Source organism: Shewanella sp. 5_MG-2023 (assembly GCF_030547465.1).
Lineage (GTDB): Bacteria > Pseudomonadota > Gammaproteobacteria > Enterobacterales > Shewanellaceae > Shewanella.
Window position 1 is genome coordinate 1 of the sequence record NZ_JAUORC010000041.1, and the last position, 11,839, is coordinate 11,839.

Below are 11,839 nucleotides of genomic sequence, written 5' to 3' on the forward strand. Positions count from 1 at the left end.
ATCGATGCCAATTGCTTTAATTAAGGACATATGGACTCTCCTTGATTGAATGTTCGCACTTTCAATATGGCACACAACGGCCATTTGGTAAGGGGAGTCCATATCATTCGTTAGGTTACTAGAGAATGGATTCCGCAATCTTCGAAAATTATTCTAAATATCCAATTTCTAAACTGAGTAGGCTTGGATTGCATTTAACCTCTATTAGATTCCTATCTGAAAATGGGTTACCTGAATGGTGTGCACCAAACATGTACTTTGGAGAAGAAGATTGCTGGTTGCCCGAATTAAATGCTCACAAACATAAGCTTGCTGTTTTAGGCTCTGATCGAAATGATCATCATATTTGTATTTCCTTGAATTCCAATCAGGTTTTTCGTGTTACTAATGCATCATTAGATTTCATGGCAACAACCCCTGAATTATTGGGAAAAGCATTAGAACAGTTTCAGTTATGCATTAACTCAGCTGTTGCTCAAAATGGGTCGGCATTTACTGAAAATGATGTAGATAGTGCTTTTCTTAAACCTTTCGCAGAGTGGCTTAAGAAAAACGAGCCTGAAGCACTAAGTGATGGTTCTTTTTGGCGTAGCACTTTGAATTGGTTAAAGTATACGTAACCTAACAAGGCAATTATGAAAGGGACGCAAAACGCTTGGCTTGCGCTCCTTCGTCGCTAATTTTAGCCAAGCATTTATGCGCCCCATATTGCGGCGTTATACGGAGAATCTATTCGCATGAATGCCCGAGATTCGAATGATAAAACAAAGCGTGGGAATCATGCCTAGAAAATGGAAATTTTGTAAGTGTTAAATTTAGACTTAAATGCTCTCGAATTAGCTAAACCTAAGAGTGAAAATGATTCAGCGTCTGTTCGTCAAGTTTCTTATGGAAAATTAATAACTCCTAGGCAGCACTTGCTTCTTTTCTCAGCCGAAGAATGGGAATATTTTCTAGAAGAATGGGGAACATTTCAAAAATCAAAGTATCACCTTGTTACGCGTTTAGGTGGGGCAAATGATTATGGTGTAGACGTTGCCTGTTTTCACACTGAGAATGGTTTTTCTGGAAGCTGGGAAAATTATCAATGCAAATACTATAAAGGTGATCCTTTGGCGCCAGGAACTGCGATTCCTGAAATCGGTAAGTTATTATGGCATGTTTATACTGGAAATTTGACAAAGCCAAAAAAATATTACTTTTTCTCCCCTAAGGACTGTGGCCCATCACTTAAAAAATTATTATTAGATTCAGACAAATTGAAGAATAAGCTTTTAAAAGAATGGGATAGCTGGTGTTCGAAGAGTATAACTACAACCAAAGAGATTTCACTAGAGGGCAAATTCAAGGAATTCGTTTTGTGCTTTGACTTTAGTATTTTCAAATATAAACCCGTAAATGAAGTTGTCGAGGAATATAGAGAAACTCCATATTACCCAATAAGGTTTGGTGGTGGACTAAAAGATCGTCCAGCGCCTTCAAAGCCTCCTGAGGTCTTTCAAAATAATGAGGCTCGCTATATAGAGCAATTACATAATGCTTATGCTGATAGTAAAGGTATTAAGCAACAAGACTTTCAGATTGATTGTTTCCCTGATCTTACAAAGCATTTTATTAGGCAAAGAGAATCGTTCTACTTTGCTGAATCATTGAGAACTTTTGCACGAGATTCTGTTCCGCTAGGTACATTTGAGGATCTTCAAAATGACATGTTTGATGGAGTTATAGATACAGCAGAAGACGAGCATGAAAATGGTCTAATTAAACTTAAGGCTGTTTTAAGTGAGTCAAAGTCTGTGCCGCTTGATTCAAATGGTTTATTTGAAAATATAAGAGTGAAAGATAGATATGGTATATGCCACCAATTGGCTAATGACGACAAATTAAAATGGTTGGAAGATGATGAGTGAAACTCTACATTCAGATTTCATATTTAACAGTGCTCTAGAAACTGGGGTACGATCTATATGTATATTAGTTGCTGACCTGTCTAATAAATTCGATATACAGCAACTGTTAGCTTTAGATCATATTGTTGTTCATACCGGAGATATTGAAAATGCTCCACCAAGCTTACATCCAAATATTTTACAAAGAAGTGGTGAGCTTTTGGTGAGGAGGCCGTTAATTGAAAAGGGTCTTGTTCTTATGGAAAGCAAAAGGCTTGTACAGAAAGTAATAACACCTGATGGCTTCTATTACTGTGCAACTGAGCTTGCTAGTGTCTTTATCGAGAGCTTAACAAATGAATATATAAAAGAACTTAGTCAAAGAGCACAGTGGGCTGTCACGATGTATAACGATTACGGTGATATGTTGTTCTCAGAAATCTTCAATTCGGCATTTGATCGTTGGAGAAATGAATTCCAAATCGCAGAGATGTCAATTGCAAAAAATAGCTGAGTATTATTGAGATGGAAATTAGGTTTATTGTTTTTATTGGTCCCATAAAGGAATCGGCAGAAATAGAATTTGGAAGTGGTTTGAATTTAGTATATGGCCCTTCAAATACAGGTAAGTCATCCGTTCTGGATGGGATTGATTTTATGCTGGGTACAGAAAAGCCCCTGAAAGAGCTCCCTGAACATGAAGGTTATGATCAAGTAATCCTAGGTGTGGAATTTTCTAAATCAGATCATTTCACTTTTGTAAGGAGTATAGAGGGTGGTGATTATGAGTGCTTCGAAGGATTACATAAAAGAAAACCACTCGATATCGAGCCTGTCATTCTTAGGGCTAAAAGTGAAACTAAAAAGATTAAAAGTATATCCTCTTTTATACTCGAGAAAGTGAATTTATCGAACAAGAAACTTAAAAAGAATGCGCAGAATGGACTGGTTAGTTTAACTCTAAGGAATTCTCTAGATCTTGCGATTGTTAATGAAGCCAATATTCAAAAAGAATCCTCACCATATATTAGTACACAATACACAAAAATAACTGAGCATAAGTCTAGGTTAAAATTTATTCTTACGGGGGTGGATGATAGCTCACTGTTGCCAGCAGAAGTTGAAAAAAAAGCTCTATCTAGAGCAGCAAAAATTGAGGTTTTAAAGGAATTAATAGAAGAACAGGGTAAGTCGTTAGGAGATATATCTACTTTAGAAAATTCATTGACGGAGCTTAGGCAGCAAGATGAAAGGTTGTCACAGACTATATTGGAAGAACGCTCTACCCTTGATGCCAATGAAGAAAAATACAATAGTTTAGTCAGAAACCGGGCTGCTTTAAGAGACGAATTAGAACTCAAGAGCATCAGAATTAATGAAGTAGTCGAAATGTTATCTCGGTTCAAATTGCTGCAAAAACAGTATGCTTCAGATATAGCTCGACTGGAAAGTATCTCTGAAACAGGAACTTTGCTAGAAGCATTGCCTTCTGAAAAATGCCCTACGTGTGGAAGACTTGTTTCTGATGATAAAACTCATCAAGATTGTGATAAAAATATTAAACATGTTGTTGCTGCTGCTGTATCAGAAAAGTCGAAGGTTGAAGGGCTTAATGGTGAGCTTCAATTTACAGTGAATAATCTTAGTTCTGAGTTAGAGTCAATTAGAGAACAATTGCCGGATATAGAAGAAAAAATATCTTTTGTTGGTAAAGAATTAGCTGTTGTGAACCCTGAATTGGATGACCAGCGGACAAATTACACAGAATTATTTAATTTAAAATCCGAACTTGATGATTCAATAAAACAGCATGAGCAATTAATACTCTTAACTAGAAAGAAAGTAGAGTTAGAAAATTCAGCTCCTAAAAAGGAATCTAAAGGCAAGGAGGAAAGTGAAAGGACGTTGCCAACAAGCGCTTTGTTTAAGCTTTCGAAAGAAGTAAGGTGGTTTCTACAAGAGTGGGGCTTACCTAATTCCAATGATGTTCACTTTGATAAAGAAACAGGTGATTTTGTTATTAATGGGAAGCATAGGATTAGTAATGGCAAAGGACACCGAGCTATTACGCATGCTGCAGCCACTCTCGGACTGATGAAGTACACAGAAGAGAATGAGCTACCTCATTTAGGCTTTTCCATACTTGATTCGCCATTACTTGCCTATGAGGAGCCAGATGATGAGGCAGATGACCTTAGTGATACGGATGTAAATATTAAGTTCTTTGATAGTTTGGCAGGCTGGAAATCTAAACAAATTATTGTTTTTGAAAATAAAAAATCTATACCGAATAAGTACACCTCAGGAAGGCAAGTTACGCAGTTTACTAAGAAAAATTCAGAACGCTATGGTTTTTTCCCAACAAAGCCCATGAATTAAATTATTGTAAATAGTGTAGGAACCGTATAACACATATGAGCCTTCCGCCAGTCAATAGGCGAGCCTAACTTATTTGACTGCTTTTGCGGTCAAATAAAAATCAATCAACAAATTCATCTACTTCGTCTGTCATTTAGCTGTCAAATCATCGTTTACAGCAAACACATATAGAGGCTCTCTTAGTGCGATCTTATCGCTGCCTGACGCTTTTCAATCCTTTGAAATATCAGGGGCACTAGACATTTATCGGTTAACCCTAAGATGGCACTATTCAAGTCAGAGGAGCTTTGTGCACAGTTAGTTTCAGGCTCATTGTAGTGGCCAATTGAAATTGGCCACAGGTTTAGAGCTTATCCATACTTTGGGTAATCTGAAATGCCATGATTACCCAAAGTCCTAACACGAAAATGTCCAAAAATAAGTTGGTTAGGCTCAAATATAACGGGCAGTTTCACATGGCACTACAAAGTAGTATTCAAATTTATTTATTGGTAATAGTATACTAACTTTTTGATATACTATTTTTGGTACCAATTTATTTTTTTATTAGTTACTGTAATTTAATAGATAATACAAATTTAATCTCACTCGCCGCCTTGCTTAGTATTTTTTTGGGGGTGATACACTCGTTATGTATACCCAAGAGCAAAAAAAATTTCGCGCCCACAAAGTCGATGCTATTGAGCAAGATATTCTCAGCGCTGCCGCTTCAGGGGTACCAATCTCTAGAGTGTTTCTAGCTGATGGTGATGCAATGACGTTGCCGTTTAAGCGCTTAAAAGAAATCTGCCAGCTGATTAATAAACATTTACCCAGTGTCACTCGCATTAGTAGTTATTGCTTACCGCGTAATTTAACTAACAAAACCGTTGAACAGTTGGCGGAGCTTAAAGCCTTAGGCTTGTCTTTACTTTATATCGGCTGTGAAAGTGGTGACGATGAAGTGTTAACCCGTATCCAAAAAGGCGAAACCTTTGAATCCTCTTTAGCTGCTTTAAGCAAAATAAAGCAAGCCGGGATCAAGTCATCAGTGATGATTTTAATGGGGCTAGGGGGCAAGGCGCTTTCTATTCAGCACGCTAAGGCATCTGCAGAGTTGATGAATCAAGCTCAGCCTGAGTATTTATCTACCTTGGTGGTGACATTGCCATTGGGGACCGAGAGAATGGATCAGGCATTTGATGGTGATTTTGTGTTGCCCGATCAACTGGGGCTGTTGACCGAAATGCAAACTTTGTTATCGGGCCTTACACTGGAGAAAACTATTTTTCGTTCTGATCATGCCTCAAACTATTTAGTGCTGAAAGGCGTTTTAGGCAAAGATAAGCCGCAATTACTGGCTCAAGTAGAACAAGCGATTAAAGGCAGTATTCCGTTACGCCAAGAATGGCAGCGGGGCTTGTAATTAACAGTGCCAATTGTGGTATCACAATTGGCACAGAGCTTATCGAGTATGTTTTTAAGGCTTATTGCTATTGACTCCATTCTTCGGCTACCGCCGTCATTAAGGCATTTTTGAAATCATTGACCCAGTGACGATAAACCGTTTTAACATCACCCCAATTGAATACTTGGGTGTTTTGACGCCATTGATCAAAGCCCACACCGCGATCAGCCGCTTTGGCTAACACTTCACCGCTTTGTCCATCTTTAAGTACCGCCAATAACACCATTGAGCCTGATTTTTGGGTATAAGTTTTTCCCATGGAATTATAGCTTCGGCGGGATTTTTCAATTGGCGCGCTTAAGCGGATATCGGTTACAGCGGTTTCAATCACTAAGGTGTTAGGACCTTTTTCTGTGACTAACTCAAAGGGCTGCTCACTATTGAACACATCGCTAACGGTTTTACTAAATTGCAGCGCCATTTTATCAAGGGACTCTTGGGGTAAGTCGTAGGTGGCATTAGGCCCTTCAGTTTGTTTATTAATTCGAGGCGCTCGATAACCTTCAGGATGATCATTGGTGACTTGGGTCGGTTCAAAGTACAGTTTGGTATATTGGCGCCAATTTACATCGGGTCTTGCGTACGATAAGGCCAGTCTGGAGTTATCGACTTTAACTAAACCTTCTTTGGTTATTTCAGCGTCCGGTCCTTGTTGCAGGCTGGCAGGCCCCGATGCACAGCCCATGAGAGTGAATGCTATCAAGCAAATTAAGGGGCTAGCAGTTAAATAAGTCTTGCGCATATAATCAATCCATTAATGTATATTGTGCTAATAAATATGGCAGCTATCACTGCAGAGTCAATAATAGATTTAGCGCTCAGAGTCAGTGTTTGAATTATGGCTTTTGGTTAAACAAGACTAAAAATAGAAGGTTTATGAGCATGAGTTCAAACATGGATATTCGAGTCGATGATTTGTCTGGCGTTGAGGTGGCGGCACTATTAAATGAACACTTGCAGGACATGTACGCCACGTCGCCAGCAGAAAGTGTCCATGCGCTAGATTTAACCAAACTGCGCCAAGATGATATTACCTTTTGGACTGTGTGGGAAAATCAGCAGCTACTTGGCTGCGGCGCAATTAAACAATTAACTGCCAGCCACGGTGAAATAAAGTCGATGCGGGTTGCTAATGCACATCGCGGTAAAGGTGTTGCTAAGCACTTACTGCAACATATGCTAGCGTTTGCTAAATGTCAGGGTTATGAGAAGTTAAGCCTAGAAACCGGCTCAATGGATTTTTTTAAACCCGCAAGGCAATTGTATCAAAGCTTTGGTTTTGACATTGGCGATAAGTTTGCTGATTATGATAATGACCCTAGCAGCCTATTTATGCATAAAACCTTAACGGCCTGAGTGGTATTGAGCTGACGAAGAGGCAGGTTATGCCTCATCTTGAAAGATATCTTCAATGGTTAAACCAAAAAGGCGCGCCGCTTTAAATGCCAATGGCAAACTTGGATCAAACTTTCCTTTCTCAATAGCATTAATAGTCTGTCTGGAAACGCTCAGTAACTCTGCCAGTTGTGCTTGGGTTAAGTCCCGTTCTGCGCGAAGTACTTTTAATCTGTTTTTCATCGGTACTTCCTATTGCCTAAAATTATCCCCACCATGTAGGTCAAACTCATGATGATGACTAAGTGAGATATCTCTGCATGAGCATTAATCAGCCCTGTGGTGTCGAGCGTTGAATAACTGATGCCCACAATTAATCCGACGCCTAAACTCAGCCCCATGGCGTTAAGCTGAATTTTTTGTTGTAGTTCATCAAGGGAAGCTAGGTGTTTTTTATTAGCGAAAATCATCCCGATACCGACCAAAAAATTAAATCCAATCGCAGCGGCGGTAATGATGTCATGTTGCGACCAAATAAACATTGGACCAAAAGTCGATATCGCGAGTGTGATGACCCATGCAGCGGTCCATTTGGCTAAACGTTTGGTATTGACGCTGTTGCGCTGTTTCCAATCATTTTCTATTGAGTTACTCATAAACTAATCCTTTATCAATATCGATTTAAAATTCAATCTAACTTGTCTTTATGTAAAGTGAGCTTGACTTAACTATGTGTTTAAAAAAGCGTCGTGTCAAGTTTTGACGACATTTAGTAAATTAAGCATGACTTTTAAAGGTAAATATTCTCGAAAGTAATCGAAGGGATAATCGAACTGAAGTTGTTAATCACTCAGCCAAATATGAGGCTAGATGGCTGAGTGAGATCGGAGGTTATGTTTAAAAAACAGCTAAGTTACTGTTGTAAATGTATTTCCCTTACTGGACATGGAATCGTAATATCTGCTGATTTAAGCGCTTTGATTATGGCTAAATTCGCTTGGTACTTGTCTTCAAAATAGCTATTGGTTGGCACCCAATAACGCACACCGATTTCCATCCCGATACTGTTGAAATCATTAATGCCCACTTGTGGAGTGCGCGTTTGGCTGACGCCTCCATGGCTCATGACAGCATCTGAAATCAATTTAATCACTTGCTGGGGATCGGTTTGATAATCAATATTAAATTGAGTGTCGACTAGCTTATATTCATGAGAGTTATGCAGTATTTCACCGACAATATGTTTATTAGGGATACTGATTAACTCGCCTTCTTCATTGGTTAATATGGTTAAGCCGAGCTGAATTTGTTTTACCACTCCAGCCACACCTTTAATTTCAATGGTGTTACCAATAACAAAAGGTCGGGTAACAATAATGGTGACCCCAGCAGCATAGTTGGCCAGCATCCCCTGAAGTGCTAAACCTGCACCTAATGATGCGGCACCAATTGCGGCCACCATTGGGGTGACGCTAATACCGAGTTTCCCTAGCGAAATGATCGCCACCATCGCAATGATGCAAATCCTCACCAGATTGGAGACAAAATTGCCCAAGGTGACATCAATATTGTGCTTTTCAAATTGGCTAACAACGAAGTTCGATACTTTATTCGCTATCCAGATACCGATAAGTAAGATGATGACAGCCCCAACAATTTGAAAGCTGTATTGCACAATAAATTCAGTAAGAAGGTCGTAGACATTCTGTATTTGCTGCAGTTCTTGATCTAAGCTTGTTTCATTCATGATGATGTTCTTATTTTTGACGAATTAACAGAGAAATAATGCGTGATATTCCAATGGTAATAAAGTCATTTTTGCAATTAATTAACACTTATTGCTGTCGCTACTTTATTGTTGAAACCTCTGTTATTGCGAATAATTAAGTCTGTATTAATCCGTGAGGTGCATCATGATTCTAATCCAATGTAATAAAGTCGAATCACAGATTCGAGTATAGTGAGTTGGCTATTTTTAATTTAAGACCTTATTAGCAAAAATGCCCAAACAATTTGTCATTTCAAATAAGGGCTTATCACTTAATTCAGGAAAATAACATGAAAGCGCTTTTATTTGCAGTTAGTGTACTTTTTATGGCTTCAGCACAGGCGAATGTGTTTGTCGTGAATGATAAAATTGAGCCAATTACCTTAGAAGATCAATTTGAACAACCGCTAGTGGTTAATGAGCAAACTCAAGTGGTTTTGTTTAGTCGCGGCATGAAAGGTGGCGAATTCATTCAAGCGGCATTAGAAGCAACAACAGCAGAGCAGCAACCTGCAAACTTGGTGTATATTGCTGATATCAGCGGTATGCCATCATTGATTGCTCGCTTTGTGGCTATCCCCCAAATGAAGGATTTACCGTTTGCTATGGGGTTAGATCGTGAAGGTGATGCAACTGCAAACTGGCCTACTGAAGAAGATATGGCCACTATGGTGACCCTAGATAAGTTAACCGTTGTTAGCATCGAGAACTTTGATTCAAACGAAACCTTAATCAAAGCACTTAGCGCCGTAAAATAACTGCTCTCGCTAAACAGATGGTTTACATGAGCCAACAAAAAGGACGCTTCAAGCGTCCTTTTTTGATCGCCAATATTGGCGATTAATACGCAATAGCCATTACTGCTTTTGCAGCATGGTAAAAATTTCTTCTTTTAAATGCAGCTTCTTTGATTTTAGTATTTTCAGCTCTGGGGTGCTATCGCTACTGTAATGCTGCTCATGATGTTTTATCTGCTCATCTAGCTGATTATGTTCATCAAAAATCTTTGAGAAATGGGCATTTGAGGTTTTAAGTTTACTGATTAGCTCACGGTACTCTGGAAACATCGACTTACTCCTTTTATCTAATGTTAACTACAAATTAGCGCTACTTGGCTGTAGGTAATGTGACCGGGATCAATAATTAATTGATTGCCCCAAAAACTTTATAATCAACTAAAATTGGCTATTTAGCCTTTGCTGATTTATGGTGCTGTAAATTAGTGATGTTAGTTACATTTGTAATTTTTAATCATCACTCGAATGTTTAATAACAGAATTTATGTGACCCAGTTAACCTTCATAGCGTGGCTTGTGGGTTACAGTCGTCACAATTAGAATGATATCTTCAAATATGAAAGGGGTTTTCAATATGGCCGACGTATTTCACCTAGGATTAACCAAGCAAATGCTTGATGGCGCAACCTTAGCGATTGTTCCAGGGGATCCTGAGCGCGTTAAGCGCATCGCCGAATTAATGGAAAATGCGACTTTTTTAGCAAGTCACCGTGAATACACCAGCTATCTTGCTTATATTGATGGCAAAGCGGTTGTCGTATGTTCAACAGGTATTGGCGGACCATCAACATCTATCGCAGTAGAAGAGTTAGCACAACTAGGTGTGACGACTTTCTTACGCGTTGGTACCACTGGCGCGATTCAACCACATGTAAATGTCGGTGATGTTATTGTCACGCAAGCTTCAGTGCGCTTAGATGGCGCCAGTTTACACTTTGCCCCACTTGAGTTTCCAGCGGCTGCTAACTTTGACTGTACTACCGCTATGGTGGCAGCATGTCGTGACGCAGGCAAAGAGCCTCATGTGGGTATCACAGCATCATCTGATACATTCTACCCAGGCCAAGAACGTTACGATACGGTCTCAGGACGTGTAACCAGCCGCTTTGTGGGCTCAATGCAAGAGTGGCAAGCTATGGGCGTACTGAATTACGAAATGGAGTCAGCAACGCTATTTACTATGTGTGCAACACAAGGCTGGCGCGCAGCGTGTGTTGCTGGGGTTATCGTTAATCGTACCCAGCAAGAAATTCCTGATGAAGCCATGATGAAGAAAACCGAAGGCAGCGCGGTTGCAATTGTGGTTGCAGCTGCGAAAAAACTATTAGCTTAATATATTTAACTAATTGAATATAAAGGTGCTTAGGCACCTTTTTTATTACCTTCTTTTTATTGATTTATCCGATTTTTATACAGTTACTGCTAAGCTTTAGCAATGAAATATGATTGCAATATCATCAATATCCTGTATTGTTGACATAATATGTCGTGATACTGACGACCAATATATGGGTTAAAGAGTGCCCATATCCTGTGCTTGAGGTAGCACCACTATTACCACTGTGTAGTAGTTATCAATTTAAAGTTATCAGCTCTATAAAACCTTATCCAAGTTCGGGTTTTATAGCTTAAAGGAACATATGATAACGTTTTTACAGGGGGGTATATGGAATTTTCTAATCCAACCAGTATCTGGTTAATCGTCGGTATAGGGCTGATGTTGTCGGAAATTATTGTTCCCGGTGGCATCGTCATTTTATTAGGTGCAGCCTGTGTCATTGTGGCCGCAGCCTTATTTACCGGTATCGTCGATGGCACCGCGCAAAGCTTCACTTTATGGTTTATCACCTCAATGGTTCTATTGCTTAGTTTTCGCCATATCACCCAAAAAATGATTGGTGGTGACAAGCATGTGGATAATACCGATGAGGAAATGGATTTATATAATCAAGTTGTCACAGTTAAAGCTGATATTGGCCCGGGTGAAAAAACCGGTCGGGTGTTGTTTTCTGGTACTGAGTGGTCAGCACTAGGGGATGGCACTGAAATAAAAGCAGGCACTAAAGTGCGAATTATTTGCCGAGATAATATTGCCTTAGTGGTTGAGCCATATGCAGAAACTGAGTTAATGGGCGAAAGCTTCACTGATAAACAAGATTAGTCACAAAATAGCAGAATTAGGTTTTATTGATTTGGTCACCACACAGAGTGCCAACTGAGTAAA

The 11,839-nt window shown here is 39.3% G+C and carries 14 protein-coding genes; 9 read left to right on the forward strand and 5 right to left on the reverse strand.

Annotation, left to right across the window (positions count from 1 at the left end):
- Positions 1–125 precede the first annotated feature (125 nt).
- The 5 genes from Q4557_RS18465 to Q4557_RS18485 all read left to right on the forward strand — a co-directional run bounded on the left by Q4557_RS18465 (position 126) and on the right by Q4557_RS18485 (position 5,673).
- A complete protein-coding gene (locus tag Q4557_RS18465; RefSeq protein ID WP_303414646.1) occupies positions 126–620 on the forward strand; it encodes a hypothetical protein in 495 nt (164 codons plus the stop codon).
- Positions 621–806: 186 nt separating this feature from the next.
- Positions 807–1,910, forward strand: a complete 1,104-nt coding sequence (locus Q4557_RS18470; RefSeq protein ID WP_303414649.1) for an ABC-three component system protein — start codon at positions 807–809, stop codon at positions 1,908–1,910.
- A complete protein-coding gene (locus Q4557_RS18475) occupies positions 1,900–2,403 on the forward strand; it encodes an ABC-three component system middle component 2 (protein WP_303414651.1) in 504 nt (167 codons plus the stop codon). The genes Q4557_RS18470 and Q4557_RS18475 overlap by 11 nt, the downstream gene beginning before the upstream one ends.
- Before the next feature lie 11 nt (positions 2,404–2,414).
- On the forward strand, positions 2,415–4,268 hold the full coding sequence (locus Q4557_RS18480) for an AAA family ATPase (RefSeq protein ID WP_303414654.1): 1,854 nt from the start codon (positions 2,415–2,417) through the stop codon (positions 4,266–4,268).
- Between the two features lie 631 nt (positions 4,269–4,899).
- Positions 4,900–5,673, forward strand: a complete 774-nt coding sequence (locus Q4557_RS18485) for a radical SAM protein (RefSeq protein ID WP_303414657.1) — start codon at positions 4,900–4,902, stop codon at positions 5,671–5,673.
- Positions 5,674–5,740: 67 nt separating this feature from the next.
- On the opposite strand, the gene Q4557_RS18490 is transcribed toward Q4557_RS18485, so the two are convergent.
- On the reverse strand, positions 5,741–6,457 hold the full coding sequence (locus Q4557_RS18490; RefSeq protein WP_303414660.1) for a DUF3313 family protein: 717 nt from the start codon (positions 6,455–6,457) through the stop codon (positions 5,741–5,743).
- 140 nt (positions 6,458–6,597) lie between these two features.
- Here Q4557_RS18490 and Q4557_RS18495 point away from each other — a divergent pair, with 140 nt between their 5' ends.
- Positions 6,598–7,071 carry a GNAT family N-acetyltransferase gene (locus Q4557_RS18495; protein ID WP_241901083.1) on the forward strand — a complete coding sequence of 158 codons (474 nt, stop codon included), beginning with the start codon at positions 6,598–6,600 and terminating at the stop codon, positions 7,069–7,071.
- 27 nt (positions 7,072–7,098) lie between these two features.
- Here Q4557_RS18495 and Q4557_RS18500 read toward each other — a convergent pair whose 3' ends face one another.
- The 3 genes from Q4557_RS18500 to Q4557_RS18510 all read right to left on the reverse strand — a co-directional run bounded on the left by Q4557_RS18500 (position 7,099) and on the right by Q4557_RS18510 (position 8,797).
- On the reverse strand, positions 7,099–7,293 hold the full coding sequence (locus tag Q4557_RS18500; protein ID WP_102436925.1) for a helix-turn-helix transcriptional regulator: 195 nt from the start codon (positions 7,291–7,293) through the stop codon (positions 7,099–7,101).
- Positions 7,290–7,706 (reverse strand): hypothetical protein, encoded by a 417-nt coding sequence (locus Q4557_RS18505; protein ID WP_303414665.1) that lies wholly within the window; start codon positions 7,704–7,706, stop codon positions 7,290–7,292. The genes Q4557_RS18500 and Q4557_RS18505 overlap by 4 nt, the downstream gene beginning before the upstream one ends.
- 257 nt (positions 7,707–7,963) lie before the next feature.
- Entirely contained in the window at positions 7,964–8,797 is an 834-nt protein-coding gene (locus Q4557_RS18510; protein WP_303414668.1) for a mechanosensitive ion channel family protein, read from the reverse strand.
- A gap of 311 nt (positions 8,798–9,108) precedes the next feature.
- Here Q4557_RS18510 and Q4557_RS18515 point away from each other — a divergent pair, with 311 nt between their 5' ends.
- Positions 9,109–9,576 (forward strand): hypothetical protein, encoded by a 468-nt coding sequence (locus Q4557_RS18515; protein WP_303414671.1) that lies wholly within the window; start codon positions 9,109–9,111, stop codon positions 9,574–9,576.
- A gap of 99 nt (positions 9,577–9,675) precedes the next feature.
- Here the strand turns inward: Q4557_RS18515 and Q4557_RS18520 are convergent, their stop codons facing one another.
- On the reverse strand, positions 9,676–9,885 hold the full coding sequence (locus Q4557_RS18520; protein ID WP_076539247.1) for a YdcH family protein: 210 nt from the start codon (positions 9,883–9,885) through the stop codon (positions 9,676–9,678).
- Positions 9,886–10,189: 304 nt separating this feature from the next.
- Here Q4557_RS18520 and udp point away from each other — a divergent pair, with 304 nt between their 5' ends.
- Entirely contained in the window at positions 10,190–10,948 is a 759-nt protein-coding gene (gene udp, locus Q4557_RS18525; protein ID WP_102436917.1) for a uridine phosphorylase, read from the forward strand.
- A gap of 333 nt (positions 10,949–11,281) precedes the next feature.
- Positions 11,282–11,776 (forward strand): NfeD family protein, encoded by a 495-nt coding sequence (locus tag Q4557_RS18530; protein ID WP_102436916.1) that lies wholly within the window; start codon positions 11,282–11,284, stop codon positions 11,774–11,776.
- Positions 11,777–11,839: the final 63 nt, after the last annotated feature.